General features: G+C 53.9%; 14 protein-coding genes. 4 read left to right on the top strand and 10 right to left on the bottom strand.

Annotation, left to right across the window (positions count from 1 at the left end; genetic code table 11):
* The first annotated feature begins 31 nt into the window (after positions 1-31).
* Positions 32-922 carry a polyprenyl synthetase family protein gene (locus OLX77_RS10580; protein ID WP_307633564.1) on the top strand — a complete coding sequence of 297 codons (891 nt, stop codon included), beginning with the start codon at positions 32-34 and terminating at the stop codon, positions 920-922.
* A gap of 41 nt (positions 923-963) precedes the next feature.
* Positions 964-2,856 carry a 1-deoxy-D-xylulose-5-phosphate synthase gene (gene dxs, locus OLX77_RS10575; protein WP_307633563.1) on the top strand — a complete coding sequence of 631 codons (1,893 nt, stop codon included), beginning with the start codon at positions 964-966 and terminating at the stop codon, positions 2,854-2,856.
* Here dxs and OLX77_RS10570 read toward each other — a convergent pair.
* Positions 2,853-3,608 carry a PilZ domain-containing protein gene (locus tag OLX77_RS10570; protein ID WP_307633562.1) on the bottom strand — a complete coding sequence of 252 codons (756 nt, stop codon included), beginning with the start codon at positions 3,606-3,608 and terminating at the stop codon, positions 2,853-2,855. The two genes, dxs and OLX77_RS10570, sit on opposite strands and share 4 nt — an antisense overlap.
* A gap of 202 nt (positions 3,609-3,810) precedes the next feature.
* On the opposite strand from OLX77_RS10570, the gene OLX77_RS10565 reads away from it, so the two are divergent.
* Positions 3,811-5,331: an MFS transporter gene (locus OLX77_RS10565; RefSeq protein ID WP_307633561.1), complete on the top strand. Its 1,521-nt coding sequence runs from the start codon at positions 3,811-3,813 to the stop codon at positions 5,329-5,331.
* A gap of 42 nt (positions 5,332-5,373) precedes the next feature.
* On the opposite strand, the gene OLX77_RS10560 is transcribed toward OLX77_RS10565, so the two are convergent.
* Positions 5,374-5,928: an OmpH/Skp family outer membrane protein gene (locus OLX77_RS10560; protein ID WP_307633560.1), complete on the bottom strand. Its 555-nt coding sequence runs from the start codon at positions 5,926-5,928 to the stop codon at positions 5,374-5,376.
* 133 nt (positions 5,929-6,061) lie between these two features.
* Complete coding sequence (pal, locus tag OLX77_RS10555) at positions 6,062-6,595, bottom strand: peptidoglycan-associated lipoprotein Pal (protein ID WP_307633559.1); 534 nt, start codon at positions 6,593-6,595, stop codon at positions 6,062-6,064.
* Between the two features lie 356 nt (positions 6,596-6,951).
* On the opposite strand from pal, the gene glgP reads away from it, so the two are divergent.
* Complete coding sequence (gene glgP, locus OLX77_RS10550) at positions 6,952-9,213, top strand: alpha-glucan family phosphorylase (RefSeq protein ID WP_307633558.1); 2,262 nt, start codon at positions 6,952-6,954, stop codon at positions 9,211-9,213.
* Positions 9,214-9,357: 144 nt separating this feature from the next.
* Here the strand turns inward: glgP and OLX77_RS13275 are convergent, their stop codons facing one another.
* From OLX77_RS13275 to mqnC, 7 genes are read right to left on the bottom strand one after another with little or no spacing between them, the layout of a single operon-like run.
* Complete coding sequence (locus OLX77_RS13275) at positions 9,358-10,359, bottom strand: peptidylprolyl isomerase (protein ID WP_371877475.1); 1,002 nt, start codon at positions 10,357-10,359, stop codon at positions 9,358-9,360.
* A 31-nt stretch (positions 10,360-10,390) separates the two neighbouring features.
* Positions 10,391-11,245, bottom strand: coding sequence for a UbiA-like polyprenyltransferase (locus tag OLX77_RS10535; RefSeq protein WP_307633557.1), 855 nt, complete (start codon positions 11,243-11,245; stop codon positions 10,391-10,393).
* A 37-nt stretch (positions 11,246-11,282) separates the two neighbouring features.
* Complete coding sequence (locus OLX77_RS10530; protein ID WP_307633556.1) at positions 11,283-11,861, bottom strand: UbiX family flavin prenyltransferase; 579 nt, start codon at positions 11,859-11,861, stop codon at positions 11,283-11,285.
* Positions 11,858-12,565 (bottom strand): bifunctional demethylmenaquinone methyltransferase/2-methoxy-6-polyprenyl-1,4-benzoquinol methylase UbiE, encoded by a 708-nt coding sequence (gene ubiE, locus OLX77_RS10525; RefSeq protein ID WP_307633555.1) that lies wholly within the window; start codon positions 12,563-12,565, stop codon positions 11,858-11,860. The genes OLX77_RS10530 and ubiE overlap by 4 nt, the downstream gene beginning before the upstream one ends.
* Before the next feature lie 4 nt (positions 12,566-12,569).
* Entirely contained in the window at positions 12,570-13,430 is an 861-nt protein-coding gene (locus OLX77_RS10520; RefSeq protein WP_307633554.1) for a menaquinone biosynthetic enzyme MqnA/MqnD family protein, read from the bottom strand.
* Positions 13,414-14,631, bottom strand: a complete 1,218-nt coding sequence (locus OLX77_RS10515; protein WP_307633553.1) for an amidohydrolase family protein — start codon at positions 14,629-14,631, stop codon at positions 13,414-13,416. The genes OLX77_RS10520 and OLX77_RS10515 overlap by 17 nt, the downstream gene beginning before the upstream one ends.
* A 1-nt stretch (position 14,632) precedes the next feature.
* The gene (mqnC, locus tag OLX77_RS10510; RefSeq protein ID WP_307633552.1) at positions 14,633-15,688 is read right to left on the bottom strand and encodes a cyclic dehypoxanthinyl futalosine synthase; all 1,056 of its coding nucleotides are present in this window, start codon (positions 15,686-15,688) and stop codon (positions 14,633-14,635) included.
* Between the last annotated feature and the right edge of the window lie 3 nt (positions 15,689-15,691).

Here is a 15,691-nt window from a genome sequence, read left to right as displayed (position 1 = left end):
CTTGCTTGAGAGCAGCGGGAATTTCTCTGCCATGGAATTCAAACAATATCTGAGCCAACAATGCGCGGTTGTCGAACAGGCCCTGACGCGTTATATGCTTCCCGAAGAAGGGCCTCTGGCCACCCACATCAAAGCCATGCGCTACAGCCTTTTCGCAGGCGGCAAAAGGATCCGCCCCATCCTGGCCCTGGCCGCGGCAGAGGCCTTGCATGCCGACACCCAACACCTTTTCCCCGTGGCCTGCGCCCTGGAATGCATCCACACCTATTCCCTGATCCATGACGATCTGCCGGCCATGGATGATGATGATCTCCGGCGCGGCAAACCCACCTGTCATGTGGTCTTCGGGGAAGCGGAGGCCATCCTGGCCGGGGACGGGCTGCTCAGTTTCGCCTTTGAGCTCTTGAGCCATCCCGATGCCCTCCAGGGGATCTCCCCGGAGGCCCAGCTCCGGTTGATCAACCTCATCGCCAAGGCCATCGGCCCCGTGGGCATGGTCGGCGGTCAGTCCCTGGACCTTGCCGCGGAAGGGCAGGCAATCTCCTTTGAGCATCTCCGGTTGATCCATGGCTATAAAACAGGAGCGCTTATTACCGCCTCCGTGCAGGCCGGGGCGATTTTCGGCCAGGGTGACGAGGAGCAATTTGCCGCCCTCAGCCGCTACGGTGTGCAGATTGGCCTTGCCTTCCAGATAGTGGACGACCTCTTGGATGTTGAAGGAACCACGGAAGATCTCGGTAAGACCGCCGGAGCCGATGCACAACGGAACAAGGCGACTTACCCAGCCTTTTTCGGCGTTGCCAAAACAAAGGTCATGGCCCGTGAGGCTGTTGATAAAGCAATCGCTGCCCTGGAAAATTTTGACGCCAAAGCCGAGCCGCTTCGAGACCTTGCCCGGTATATTTACGAACGGAACAAATAACCGGAACCCCGTCAGGGGAACACCCGGAGGAAAAGGCCACGATGAGCCATACCCCAATTTTAGACACCATCAATTCCCCAACCGACCTCAGGAAGCTCTCGGTGGAGCAACTTGAGACCCTGGCTGCGGAAATAAGAGAGACAATCATCCAGACCGTTTCCCGGACCGGTGGGCACCTTGCGCCCTGCCTGGGGGTGGTCGAACTCACCCTGGCCATCCATTATGTCTTCGATACCCCGGAAGACAAACTGGTCTGGGACGTGGGCCACCAGGCCTATGCCCACAAGCTGATCACCGGCCGCAGAGAGCAGTTCCATACCCTGCGCCAGTACCAGGGAATGAGCGGTTTTCCGAAAAGAGCGGAAAGCCCCTATGACGCCTTTGATACCGGACACAGCAGCACCTCGATCTCGGCCAGCCTGGGCATTGCCACGGGCAAGGATCTGAAAGGCGACCCCCACAAAAGCATCGCCGTGATCGGCGACGGCTCCATGACCGGAGGGATGGCCTTTGAGGCGCTCAATCAGGCAGGACACCTCCATAAAAATCTCATTGTCATCCTCAATGACAACGAAATGTCCATTTCCCCCAATGTGGGCGCGCTCTCCAGCTTCTTAAGCCGAAAACTGACCAGCAAAACAGCGGTGCGGCTCAAAAAGGAAATGGAGCACTTCCTCAAATCCTTCTCCAACGTGGGGGAGAATATCCTCTCGGTGCTCAAGAAAAGCGAGGAGAGCCTCAAGGGCTTCTTTACCCCGGGGATGCTCTTCGAGGCGCTCAAGTTCGAGTACATCGGCCCCCTGCCCGGCCACAAGCTGGAAAACCTCATCGAGGCCCTGCGCAATGTCCGCGATTTCAGCACCGGCCCCACGCTCATCCATGTCCTGACCACCAAGGGCAAGGGCTACGAACCGGCGGAGAAAAACCCGGGCGATTTTCACGGGGTTGGCCCATTCTGCATCGAGACCGGCCTGCCCCTCCCCTCTCCTCCTGCCCCGCCCAGCTACACCAAGATTTTTGGCGAAACCTTGGTGCAGATCGCGGAACAGGACCCCCGCGTGGTCGCCATCACCGCCGCCATGCCGGCAGGCACAGGCTTAACCGATTTCTCCCAACGCTTTCCCGAACGTTTCTTTGATGTGGGGATTGCCGAACAACATGCCGTTACCTACGCGGCTGGCATGGCCACGGAAGGATTGCTGCCGGTGGTGGCCATCTACTCCACCTTCTTCCAACGCGCCCTTGACCAGATCATCCACGATGTCTGCCTGCCCAATCTTCCCGTTACCCTGGCCATTGACCGCGGCGGTCTGGTCGGCGACGATGGGCCGACCCACCATGGGGTGTTTGACCTCTCCTTCCTGCGCTTCATCCCCAACCTGGTAATCATGGCCCCCAAGGATGAGAACGAGCTGCGGCACATGCTGCACACGGCCATTCTCCACCCAGGCCCGGCAGCGGTACGCTATCCGCGCGGCAACGGGGAAGGCGTTGCCATGGACAAGGGGCTGCAACGTATCCCCCTGGGGACTGGCGAACTTCTGCGGGAAGGGAAGGATCTCCTTTTGCTCCCCATCGGCAATCGGGTCCCTGCTGCCTTGGAGGCGGCAAACGGACTAAAAAAACTCGGGCTGGAGGCGGCGGTAATCAACCCGCGCTTTGTCAGACCTCTGGATGATGCGCTGATCTGTGAGTGGGCCAGTCGGACCGGCAAGGTGATAACCATTGAGGACAACGTGAAAAAAGGCGGCTTTGGCAGCGCCATTCTTGAGCTTTTTGCCCAGAGGAATCTCTGGGGGATTCAGACAAAAGTCTTGGGGTTACCGGATAAATTCATGGAACATGGCACCCAGGCCCAGCTCCGGCATAAGGCAAATATCGATACCCCGGCGATCATCGTCGAGGCCCTTGCCCTCTGCGGGAAACAACACTAGGCCTCGTGCCCGAGCTGATTTTCCTGCTTCTCTATCACTTGAAAAACTACACCCAGTTGATTTTTGCTCTCTTCCGGGATACTGATAAATCTGCAGGCAAGACGAATGGTTCTTGGCGAGTAATCAGGATTTGCGTCAACCACCATCAAACGCCTGGCCACGGAATACAACCCTGGTATTTCCAGGGTGACGCCATCGAGACAAAACTCCATATTGATCATTACTGGCATAGACCAGTTAAATAAGGCCGGAGCATCAAGCTCGCACAATACCCCCCCCTCACTGAAATTGACGACCTCGGCAGGAAAACTGTTGCTCCCTTGCTCCAGACTGGCGATAGCATCGGGAAAACTGTAACGCCTGGTTTTACGCATGGAAAACGGGGTACAGAGCCTGGTAATCAGCTCTCCGAGAGTGTTGGGAGCGCAGGGAATAGTAAGATATTCCTTGAGCCCATGCCGCTTCAGCTCTTCAATATAATCCTGCTTTCTCGTGGAGGAAAAAGGGATAAAATTTGTTCTCTGTCCTTCAGGCAGGGCAAGTTGTTTTTGAGCAAATTCCAACCAGTTTTTATCAGAGGATTCCTTGGAAAAAATTACCAGATGGTAATGGGCATCTGCGAGGAGGCCTTCTGCCTCCTCGACATCGACGGCCTCGGAGACAACGGCATCGTTTACCGTGGCCTGAATCATGGTTCTGATTATGCGGCGCATACTGGCCGAGCTGTCCATAATAATAATATTTCTCGCCATAATTCACCCTTTGGGAAACTTAAAATCCAAATAAAGACCGGAAGAATCAGCCAACTTTTTGCGCATCTCTTTCCGGCGTTACCAACAATGCAAAAAGGATCCGAAGCAATTGCGCATATGGGCACATTAGCCCTTAAAAAATTATATACTGAAATCAATCTCCATAACAGAAAATATTTCCCATTCAATTAATTGCTCATCCATGACAACCACCGAAAACAAAAACCCGGGGCCACAACCTGCCAGTCCCAGAGTATGGGCCTTTACCACTTATTTTTGCGAGGGATTGCCCTACTCCATCATCCGCACCGTTTCCGCGGTCTTCTTTCGTGACAACGGTGTGGGTCTTGAAGGTATAGGGCTCACCTCACTTTTTGGCTTACCCTGGGCTTTGAAATTTTTTTGGGCACCGCATCTTGATCGGTATGGCAGCAAACGTCAGTGGCTTCTCATAATGCAGATTTTATTGGCGGGCTTACTGCTGATTGCGGCTGCCCTTGCGCCCCTGCCTCAGGCAACGCCCCTGATAGGTCTAGCCTTTGGGGTCGGAAGTTTCCTGGCCGCCACCCATGACATCGCCATTGACGGCTACTATCTGGAAACCCTGGACGCAGCTGGACAGTCACGTTTTATCGGCTATCGGGTCATGGCGTATCGCATCGCCATGATGGCCGGCGCCGGGATCATCGCAACCATCGGAACAACCATGGGATGGTCCGTGGCCTTTGGCGGATCGGCACTCATCCTGACACTTTTTTTCGCATACCATCACCGCTATTTGCCCGAGAGCGAAACGGTCCGCCTACCCCTGACCTTATTAATCCCGAGGCCAAAAACCGGTCGCCTGCTCAGGCTTGCCCTTATTGCCGCCCTTGCCATAGTTGCGATACGGCTGCACGACCAATCAATCACCAGACATGGCTTGCTGCTGCTTGCAGAATTATTATCCAAGATCAACCTGGCCGCCATGACCAGCATGATTCTGGCCGGCGGGCTTATAATTGTCGGCTTAAAGCGTAGGAAGATTGAACAATGGCTGCGCAACAAGGGCAACGCCTTCTTCAGCGAAGCCTTTTTCACCTTTATGGCGCGGGAAAAAATCGGGCCCATCCTGGCATTTATCGTCCTGATCAGGACAGGTGAATACATGCTCTCCAGCATGGTGGCGCCGTTCATGGTCGATCTGGGCATAAAAAAACATTACGGCTGGATCTCAGGCGGGGTCGGGCTGCCCTTCTCCATAATCGGCGCGATGCTCGGCGGCTGGCTTATTTCGAAATATTCGCTTAAAAAAATGATCTGGCCCTTATTACTTGCCCAGAATTTCACCAATCTGGCCTATATGTTTCTGGCACTGAAACTCAATGGTTTTATCCTGCTCAACACCGGCAATCCCATCCCTGCTGTCCTCGGCACAAACAATCTCCTGGCGGTTGTCTGTGTCCATGCCTTTGATCAACTTGCCGGTGGCCTTGGCACCGCAGTGCTCATGGTCTTTCTCATGCAGTTATGCCAACCGAGATTCAAGGCAGCGCATTACGCCATCGGCACCGGACTTATGAGTTTCAGTGGCATGTATGCCGGAGTGTTGAGCGGCTTTCTCGCTTCCTGGGCAGGATATGGGTATTTCTTCGGCATCAGCTTCCTCCTCTCTCTGCCGGGCATGGGCTTGATCTTCTTCATTCCCTTAGCAGAGCACCAACAAAAAGAGGCGTTGCGGTAACTCCCGCAACGCCTCTTTTTGTTGGTCTTTTTTAAAAAGAAATTATTTTTTCAGGCGGCTATCAAGCTCCTTTTGAACCTGATCACTGATATCGAGGGTGTCGTCGGCATAGAGTAACCCTGTGCGGTTCCGCAACCCTTTCATGGTATTTTCAAGAATCAGGGAATAGCCATTTTTCTTGCCGATATCGGCGATAACATCGTGCAGCTGTTTCAAGATCGGCTCCATATACCTTTTCTCCAGCTGCTGCATCTCTTGTTTCGCATCCTCGGTTTTCATGCCATAGTCACGAAGTCTCTTCTGATACTCACGTTCTTTTTCCGCACGGACCTCATCGCTCCAGGCAGAACCTTTCTTTTCAATCTCGTTTTTCATAGCGGTCAAAGCATCTTCATCAGCCTTGAACTTTGACTGAAACTTATCAACCTCTGCCTGCAAAATCTTTTGCGCATCCAGGGCTGCTTTGGACTTGCCAAGAATTTGCTGGATACTGATGGTGGCAATCTTCCCACGCTCTGGAGCCGCTAAGGCAACCACCGAAGAGACGCACAACGCCACACAGACACACAACACCCCGCCAAGGACTTTAATCTTCATACATATCTCCGGTTTGTTATCAGCAGAAAAACTTCACGTGTTGCATTATACCCCGCACGACGACAAAAAAAAAGAGATGGGAACATAAAAATGCTCCCATCTCAGATCACAACAATCTTCTTAGAAAAGAAGCTTACTTAACAATAACAAAGTCATCACGGCGATTCTGCGACCAAGCCATCTCATCATGACCAAGGTTGAGGGGCTTCTCCTCACCAAAGCTGAGGGTGTCAATCCGGCTTTCCGCAACGCCCATATTGACGAGATACTTCACTGCGGTCACGGCACGTCTTTCACCGAGAGCCATATTGTACTCGTTGGTGCCACGCTCATCGGTGTTGCCTTCAACGCGAACACGTGCCTGGGCAGAACCGATCAAAAGCTCGCCATTTTTCTTGATCCGGTCATTCTGGTCAGCACGGATATCGGATTTGTCAAAGTCAAAATAGATGGGCAACATGGGGGCGGTGGTCCGTCCTTCCAAAACCGCACCGCTATCGCCACCAACCCATTTTGACGCAAGAGACTCTTCCTGTCCCATGCCAGCCTTACCGCCAGCCATGTCCTTATCGCTCTGCACCTTTTGCTTGGCGCAACCGCCAGCCAAAAGGGAAAGCGAAGCAACAACACATGCCATTGCCAGATACTGCATAATTCCTCTTTTCATTTTTTCCTTCCTCCAGATACATCTTGTGACTGATTTTTATATGAAAACAACTCCTTATAGAACCCTATATAATTCACTCAACATAAAAAGCATACAGAATTCTTTATCAATTTTCAATCTGTTTTTTGGAACCTTTCCTCATTGCAAAAAAGCATAACTCACCAATAGCATACATTTTTTTGAGTTACGAAAAAATCATACGCCTAGCCGCACACATAATTCACTTGCATGGTTCAGAGAACACGTGATAATTAATGAGATGACTAAACACCTAAGAATGATTGTTTTACTTCTGTTTTCCGTGCGTTCCAGACCATAAATTTGAGCCATTTATACTGGCGAGCCCTTGCGAACCTATGAAACCGCCTCCTCAATCTCTCAGTAAAACCAGCACCAAAAAAACTGCCGCAGCCAAGGTCCCGATTTCACCAGAGGACAAACAGATTGTCCGTGACATGCTCGCCACAAACAGGTTCGGCACTTTTTTCGGTGTTTCCCAAAAAGTTCTTGATTCGGTCTGGCAGGCTCTCAGCGCACCGACCGGGGAATCCGTCACCTACATCTCCATGGAGATAGGGGCTGATCTGGATGTTTTTCATCCGGTACGCAACAAACTCCAGCAACTTGCAATAACAGAGCATCCGGACGAAACCATCAACCGTTTTCTCCAGCTTTTTTTGCAGGGTCCGGTCAAGATCCCCAACTACAGCGGTGGCCTCGGTATCCTTGCCGGAGACACCTTGAAAAGTTTTGCAGACTGCAAAATTCCGGTGGTCGGAGTTTCTCTGCTGTACCGGAAGGGTTATTTTTCCCAGATGGTCGATTCAAAAATCGGCCAGATAGCCTGGGCCTCCGAATGGGAACCAGAAAAAACGCCCGGGCTTTACCTTCTCCAAGACCCGGAATCCCCCACCCAGCCTCTTACCATTAAGATTCCTTTTTATGATCTCAAGGGGACACAATCCGTTGCCTGTGCCCATCTCTGGCTCAAAATGGAGATCAACGAAACCCTCGACTTTTTCGTCCCGGAAATCCTTCTTGATTACCAGACCCCTGAATCCCCTCTCTGGATTCAGGATGCCGCACAGCACCTGTACGACAGCAGCTCGGAAAAGGTTAAAGCAACCCAGCGAAGGCTTCTTGGCCTCGGCGTTATTCCTGCCATGGAGGCGTTGGGTATTACCTCCCGGACCATCCACTTAAACGAACAGCACGGCGTGGGGGTCGTTCTCTCTCTCATCACCCAGCTCCTAGAGAAAAAGCATGGCTCCAAATACGAAAATAAGGCGACCGATCACCATATCCTCACTGCTGCGGCAGAAGTCGCCAAACGCCTGGTCTTTACCATCCACACCCCGGTTATAGCCGGGCATGACCGCTTCCACACCTCCGTGTATGAGGATTTGATCAACCCGTTCTGCAAGCGCGTTCTGAACCTCCTGGCCCTGGACGAGCACAACCACTCCGTCTACAATTTCACCTCCATGGCCATGAAGCTCAACCGGGCCACCAACAGCGTAAGCCGTCTCCATAAAGAGGTAACCCAGAAACAGTTTCCGCAGTATGCTGACAAAATTACGGCAATCACCAACGGGGTGCATCATCTCACCTGGACAAGCGATGCCAAGGCTGAACTGTACGACACCTTTCCCGAGTTACACAACTGGAGAAGAGATCCCAGCGTTTTTGCCGGGGCCGAGGCCCTGCACCGGAACAAAAAGTTCCGCACGTATTTTGAACAAGCCTGGCGCACGGACACAAAAACACTGGTGGATTATGTGAACCGGATGCTCATCACCCATCGCAACCAGCGCCTTGCGACCTGGATTGATCCGCCCAACTACCTTTCCTATCGAAGCGGGGGAGAAGCCCCCCTCAAGCACACGACCTTCACTCTGGGTTTTGCCCGGCGTTTTTCCACTTACAAGCGGGCAGATCTGATTTTTGAAGATCTGGACCGTTTGGCGGCAATGATCACGGAAAACAACTGGCCGGTAAATTTTATTTACGCTGGCAAGGCCCACCCCTCGGATGAACCGGGACAAGACTTAATCAGAAACGTCCTGGCTGTTCAGGAAGAACTGTATGTGAAAAGTAATGGCCTGGCCAAGCTGGTCTTTATCCCTGGCTATGACATGCATCTGGCCAAAATGATGGTTGCAGGCTCCCATGCCTGGCTGAACAGCCCAAAAAGACCCTTGGAGGCCAGCGGCACCAGCGGGATGAAAGCCGCCATGAACGGGGTACCCAACGTCAGCATCATGGATGGCTGGTGGGTTGAAGGGTATCACGATGGCCGGACAGGCTGGAAATTCGGCTACGAAGAATCCGTTTCCTCCGAACATTTCAGCGAGCAGCCTTCAGCCCTCCTCTACAATGAAGACTCTGCCTCTTTCTATACTGTTTTCCCGGAAATGCTGCGGCTGTTTTATGACCCAGCCCTCCATGATCAATATATTGATAAATCCATCGCCAATCTCACCCTCAACTGCCCCATTTTTAACACCCATCGCATGGCGGCGGAATATGTGGCCCGCTACGACCTCAATCTTACGCCAGCAGTCCAGCGGGAAATGGTAAAATTCCGCAAGCTTTACTGCAGCGACCCATCTTTCTAAACGGTTTGCCCTATTATGGACAACGCCGACTGAGCATCACCAGCAGGTACAATCTCCTCCTTTATGCTCAGTTAAAAAGCACAAAAAAATGGACATGGTTTGTATAAACCATGTCCATTTTTTTAAAGGAACTTCGCAGTAATACTATTTTTTCGCTGTGGGTGTCAGGATCTTGATCGTCGCCTTGCTTTTCACTTGGGCAAGAAAGGTCTCTATATTGCTGGTGACCTTTTCCTGCGTAAGATAAGCGGTAATCTTGGCCTTTGCCTCATCAAAGCTCACCGTCTTCGCCGGTTTTTTCTCTTCAAGCTTGATCAGGTGGTAGCCGAATTCCGTTTCCACAATGTCGCTGGTGTCGCCGGGCATCATTTTAAACACAGCCTGATCAAACGGTTTCACCATCTGGCCTCTAGGGAAAAAGCCAAGATCCCCGCCCCGCTCTTTACTCGGACAATCGGAATACTGCTTGGCCAATTCAGCAAAATCAGCGCCGCCCTTCAACTGTTTTTGGATCTGCACCAGTTTTGCGCGCTTACGGTCCTTATCTGCCTTGGACTCTGTTTCTTTTGCGTTAATAAGGATATGACGGGCATGCGCCATTTCCGGCTGGACAAACTTATCCTGATTGTTGTTATAGAAATCCTTGGCTTCAGCCTCTGTAACCTGAGCCTTGCCCTTAAACTTGGTGTCGATAAATTTCTGGATGGTCAGATTTTTACCCACCTGCTTGCGCAACTCCACCTCGGTAAGCCCTGCTTCGCTCAAAGCCTTGGCAAAGGCTTTATCATCGGCGAAACCCTTTTTGTATCCTTTCATCTCAGTGTCAATCTCGGTGCTGCCGACCGTTACTCCGGCCTTTTTGCTCTCCTGACTCAACAACTCGAGCTTGATCATCTTGTCGAGAACCGACTCCCGCAGCGTGGCCATCTCGGTTTCGCTGGGTTTACGGCCCTGTGCCTGGAAGCGACCCAAAATCCCATTGATCTCCCCCTGCACCGCAGCGGCAACAATGGGTTCACCGTTTACAAGAGCCGCGACTTCCTGCGCCTTCTTTTCCGGCTTGGCCCAAAGGGTGGTTGCAAAAACAACGGTGGCCCCAAGAGCGAACGAAACGAGAACGGCTTTATGAATTTTTCCAAATTGCATGACAGTTCCTTTTATAATGAGATTTTTCTGCTCAAACTACCAACGAAAGCCAGGTTGCGACAAACAGGGTAAGACTGATAAGACCGTTCATGGTAAAAAATGAAAGCTGGATACGGGACAGGTCCCTCGGATTCACAGCGATATGCTGATAAAAAAGAGCCCCGGCCGTAAGAGCGATTCCCATATAATAATAAATATTCAAGCGAGATACTATACCTGTGCAAATAAACAAAAGAAAGGCCAACCCATGAAAAAAAACCGCTAGTTTGAAGGCTTTTTCCCGACCGAACCGTGAAGGCAGGGAATAGAGCCCTGCTTGGCGGTCAAAATCAGCATCAAGGCAGGCGTACACCGTATCAAAACCAGCAACCCAGAAGAGCACTCCAAGAGAGAGGACAAAGGGGAAATCAAAAAGGTTCCCTTTAACTGCAACCCAACCGCCCAAGGGAGAAAAAGCCAGGGCGATACCGAGAACCACATGGCAGAGCCAGGTGAAACGTTTGGTCAGGGAATAGAGGAAGGTAAGACCCAGGGCAAAAGGGGAAAGCAGCAAGGTGAGCGGATTGAGTTGAGAGCAGGCAACAAAATAGAGCAGGGCAAAGAGTACAACCATTCCCCAGGCTTCCGCCAGCCGTACGGCACCACTGGGGATAGCCCGATCCGCAGTGCGGGGGTTGGCGGCGTCAAACTTCCGGTCGGCAATGCGGTTGAAGCCCATGGCCGCAGTCCGGGCACCGACCATGGCCAAAATGATCCAGACAAAGGTGGCGGCTTCAGGAACTCCGCGTTTTGCCAGAAACGCCCCGATCAGAGCAAAGGGCAGGGCAAAAATGGTATGCCCGAACTTGATCATCTCAAGCAGGTCCTTCACCTTGCGCAACATCATCGGCCCTCTCTGGCAACAGATTGGTTGCGACCCGCCATCATGCCTCTTCCTCCGGGGGTATGCCCTGCCATCTGGGCAGGTCCGCAACCTCGATGCCGAGCAGTCCCGCAACCCTCCCCGCAAACAGACGGGCCATCTCTTCGATACTCCGGGGCCGGTGGTACAAGGCGGGCATAGGCGGACAGATGATCCCCCCAGCCTCGTGCGCCTTTAACATATTCGTGAGGTGGGTCTTATTCAAGGGTGTTTCCCGGACCGCCAGAACCAGTGGGCGACGCTCCTTGAGCATGACATCCGCGGCCCGATGGATGAGATTGCCGCAAATACCGTTGGCAATGGCGGCAAGACTCCCCATGGTGCAGGGCAGGACCGCCATGCCGCTGAAATCGCTGGAGCCGCTGGACATGGGCGCGGCAAAATCGTGCACATCATGCCAGCGGGCAACAAAAGGGTCGAGATCCCGGCGGGACATGCCAAGCTCAAGCCCGAGCACCTGTTCTCCCGCCTCGGACAGCAGCCCATGCACCTCAACCCCAAGGGGCTGGCAGAGCTTGAGAAACTCCAGGGCGTAAACCGCGCCGGTTGCTCCGGTTATGGCCAGGACAACTTTTTTCATTTTACCCCCACATAGACCGTCACCACCCCAAAGGTCAACGGTCGATGGTAGGTTGTGGCAAATCCTGCCTGTTGCATCATGCCCAGCAATTGTTCCGGCGTATAAAATTCGGCAATGGAGCTGGCAAGATACTCGTAGGCCTCGGTGTCGCCGGATACAAGTCCGGCAATCTTCGGCAATACCCGGTTGAGATAGAAATTATAGAGGGGCTTGACCACAGGATTCTGCGGCCGGGAAAATTCGAGGATCAACAGCTTGCCCCCCGGCTTCAACACCCGATACATTTCATTCAATCCCTGTTGGGTTCTCGCCAGATTCCTAACCCCGAAGGCCACGGTAACTCCCCAGACCGTCCCGCTTTTCACGGGGATCTGCTCTCCATCCCCGCACACCGGCCCTATCCTCCCTTTCCGCTCATCGGCGGGAAGGTGCTGCATCCCGGCCCGCAGCATGTCTTCACAAAAATCCACGGACAGAACCTGACGGTGCTTGGCCTGCCGGGTCAACTCCAGGGAAAGAGGCAGGGTGCCGGCACAAAGGTCGAGAACCGCGCCCTCGGGGAACTCCTTCAACTCCCGGGTGGTGACCCAGCGCCAATAACGGTCGATCTGAAAACTCAACACCGAATTGAGGAAATCATATTTCCCGCTGATCGAGGAGAACTTTTCCTGAACAAATTTCTTCTTTTCGTCTGGATTCTTCATATGCTCAATGATTTCCGCAAACCTTTATGGGAAGCGCCGTGGCCGGAACCTCCCCACGCGAGACAAGATACTCGAAAAATAGCGTCAACGCCTCCTGCTTTTCACTGCCCAGATCATATTCAATCCCCTGAAGATAGCGGTAGCAGGCATTTTCGTCCATGGGAACCCGCCCGGCCACAGCGGCACTGATCTCCCGCAGCCGTTTCTTGCCCTCCCGCAGGCAACGGAGCAGCTCCTGATGGATAGCCAGGACCGTGTCCGGAGCGGAACGACAAAAGTCCTCCCGCACCGCCCAAACCGCAAAAACAAAGGGCAGACCGGTGCGGGCCTGCCATGCTTCGCCAAGATCGAGTCGGTGGGGATACCTTTCTCCGGCCGCCAGACGCAAAGCCTCGTCGCCTATAGCCAATACCGCCATGGGCCTTTCCCGTGAAACGGCAAGATCAGTGGCCATCCCAGCGCAATATCTGGGCCGAACCTGATAGAAATCCTCAAGGATAATCTTGACCAGGCTCACCGAGGTTTGGGACTGGGAGCTGAGCAGGACAAGTTGTTCTTCTAACTGGGTAAAAGGCACTTCCGAAAAGAGAAAAACACTGCCCACCTGCCCGGTGGCAGAAATGGAGAGATCGCTCAGAATCCTATACTCCCCGGGGTGCAGCGCATATTCCTGGGAGGAGACAAAACCCAGGTCCAGTTCCTTTTCGTGGAGCATCCGGTTAAGCTGAGAGGGCGGCGCCTCGGTAACCAGCCAGTCTGGACGGTGAACGGTTTGCTGCCACACCTCATAGAGAGGAGCGGTGTTGATATAATTCACCATCCCGATTCTGGCCGTGATCTTCATCCTGTTATTCGAGCCACTCAAGCTTAATATCCGTGCCGGTGGAGGTAAGATACTCCAAAACATCACCCTCGTTCTTCGCCTGGCAGCGCACCGCCAACAGAGAGGAGGAAACCCCGGGGGCCACGGTGCCCAGGCGTCCGCCAAGGCCGAGTAGGCGGGAGCCATTGACCGAGGCCATGGCAAAGACCGCCTCGGGGGCGAGAGCAGGATGGTCTTGCCGTAATACCTGCATCTCTTGCCAGAGATTCAGCTGCGGGTTGCTGGCCAGACTATCGGTACCCAAAACCAGGGGAATGCCCTGGGCGAGCATTTTTTCCACCGGCGCTGTGCCTACCCCCATGTAACGATTACTGGCAGGACAGAGACAGACTGCACCCCCGCGTGCGGCCAAAAGCGAGATCTCTTCCTCATCGACATGCACAGCATGAACACAGAGGGTCTGCGCATCCAGCACGCCCAGGGAATCCAGATACCGGACCGCCCCCATGCCGGGCGGGGTGAAGGAGTCAACCGCCACCCCCCGCTCGAGCAGAAAATCCCGAAACGGTCCGGAGCCGGTACGCAAAAATTCAATCTCTTGCGCCGATTCGGCCACATGCATGGGAAAGAGACTCCTCTCTCTGCCTGCCCTCTTTTTTAATGCCTGGATCAACCTTGCTCCGGTGGAATAGGGGGCATGCGCCGTACAGCGGACATCAGCAGCAAATCCAGACAAGGCGGCCAGCGCCGATTCCTCGGATTCGCCGCACAGTCCAAACATTTCGAGAAAAAAGAGCACCTCGGTCTTGAACCCCTCCGCCAAAAAAGAACTTTCCGGACGATTACCGATATCGGCCACCCCCCGGCATCCCCCGGCATACAATGTGGCCAGCGCCATCAGCGCGGCATCATGCACGGTGTCCTGCTCTATATTCTCCGCCCGGGCGGCGAGCAGGGAACGGATCCAACCGGTCATGTCGCCGGGCGAGGGAGAATCGCTCCCGGCAGTAGCCAGCCCGGAGAGATACGAGAGTTCAAGATGGGCATGGCAGTTGACCAAGGGTGGAGTAATGACGTGCCCCTCATAGTCTTCCAGTTGCGCATCGAGGTCTTTCAGCTCAGCATACCGCCCCACCGCCACAACCAGGCCGTCTTCGGTGAGTACCGCACCATCGGCAATAATCGGGCCATTGCCCTGGACTACAAAGGGTGCACGGTAGAGATAACGGGGGTATTCCTGCATGTCACACCAAGGTGTAATCCATTGTGCGCTGCCTGGGGACACGGCCAGCGCCTTGCACTAAGGTGCGGATCTCCTGTTCGGAGAGACGGAAGCCCACCCCGGCCGCGGCCACCACATTCTCCTCAATCATGGTACTGCCGAAATCATTGGCCCCGAAAAAAAGCGAGAGCTGGGCAATCTTCGGCCCCTGGGTCACCCAGGAGGCCTGAATATTGTCGATATTGTCCAGAAAGATCCGGGAAAGCGCCAGCATCTTCAAGTAGCCGCAGGCGGTAGTCTTGGGAAGATGGGAAAGCACGGTGTTGTCCGGCTGAAACGGCCAGGGGATGAAAGCGGTGAAACCGCCGGTTTTATCCTGCAGCTCACGCACTCGGGCCAGATGTTCGATCCGCTCCGCCGTGGTTTCCAGATGCCCGAACATCATTGTCGCGGTGGTGCGCATCCCGAGACGGTGCGCCTCTTCCATGACCCCGAGCCAGGCATCGGTGGAACATTTCCGCGGCGCGGTTTCCTGCCGCACCCGATCGCAGAGAATCTCCGCGCCGCCGCCGGGAATGGAATCAAGCCCCGCCTGCTGAAGACGGATCAAGACCTCCCGCACCGGCAGACCGGACAAGGTGGCAAAATGACAGACCTCGGGCGGGGAAAAACCGTGGATATGAATACCGTGCCCCTTGATGAAGCGGAGCATTTCCTCGTAGAACTCTAAAGGCTTGTCCGGATGGAGTCCGCCCTGCAGGAGGATCTGGGTCCCGCCAAGACGCTTGGTTTCTTCGATCTTCTCGCCGAGCTCGGCAAAGGACAACACCGACCCATCCGGGTCTTCCGGCGATTTGAAAAACGCACAGAACTTGCAGGCGGAGACACAGATGTCGGTATAGTTGATGTTGCGGTCGATCACATAAGTGACCATGGGCTCGGGGTGCTTTCGCCGGCGGATGGCGTCGGCCAGAAACCCCAGTTGGTAAAGATCGGCGTGTTCAGCAAGGCTCAACCCCTCGTCAATCGTAAGCCGCTTACCGGCCAAAACCTTTTCCGTGATCCGCTGCATATCCATGGG

The organism is Thiovibrio frasassiensis (assembly GCF_029607905.1).
Classification (GTDB): Bacteria; Desulfobacterota; Desulfobulbia; order Desulfobulbales; family Desulfurivibrionaceae; genus Thiovibrio; species Thiovibrio frasassiensis.
Note: the sequence above shows the minus strand (reverse complement) of the source record. Positions and strands in the feature narration are given on the sequence as shown.

Coding starts and splice junctions, on each gene's coding strand:
- OLX77_RS10535 (WP_307633557.1), bottom strand. CDS start 11,245: ATGATGTTGCGCAAGGTGAAGGACCTGCTTGAGATGATCAAGTTCGGG.
- OLX77_RS10560 (WP_307633560.1), bottom strand. CDS start 5,928: ATGAAGATTAAAGTCCTTGGCGGGGTGTTGTGTGTCTGTGTGGCGTTG.
- pal (WP_307633559.1), bottom strand. CDS start 6,595: ATGAAAAGAGGAATTATGCAGTATCTGGCAATGGCATGTGTTGTTGCT.
- OLX77_RS10515 (WP_307633553.1), bottom strand. CDS start 14,631: ATGCAGGAATACCCCCGTTATCTCTACCGTGCACCCTTTGTAGTCCAG.
- dxs (WP_307633563.1), top strand. CDS start 964: ATGAGCCATACCCCAATTTTAGACACCATCAATTCCCCAACCGACCTC.
- OLX77_RS10570 (WP_307633562.1), bottom strand. CDS start 3,608: ATGGCGAGAAATATTATTATTATGGACAGCTCGGCCAGTATGCGCCGC.
- OLX77_RS10580 (WP_307633564.1), top strand. CDS start 32: ATGGAATTCAAACAATATCTGAGCCAACAATGCGCGGTTGTCGAACAG.
- glgP (WP_307633558.1), top strand. CDS start 6,952: ATGAAACCGCCTCCTCAATCTCTCAGTAAAACCAGCACCAAAAAAACT.
- OLX77_RS10565 (WP_307633561.1), top strand. CDS start 3,811: ATGACAACCACCGAAAACAAAAACCCGGGGCCACAACCTGCCAGTCCC.
- OLX77_RS10530 (WP_307633556.1), bottom strand. CDS start 11,861: ATGAAAAAAGTTGTCCTGGCCATAACCGGAGCAACCGGCGCGGTTTAC.
- OLX77_RS13275 (WP_371877475.1), bottom strand. CDS start 10,359: ATGCAATTTGGAAAAATTCATAAAGCCGTTCTCGTTTCGTTCGCTCTT.
- mqnC (WP_307633552.1), bottom strand. CDS start 15,688: ATGGATATGCAGCGGATCACGGAAAAGGTTTTGGCCGGTAAGCGGCTT.
- ubiE (WP_307633555.1), bottom strand. CDS start 12,565: ATGAAGAATCCAGACGAAAAGAAGAAATTTGTTCAGGAAAAGTTCTCC.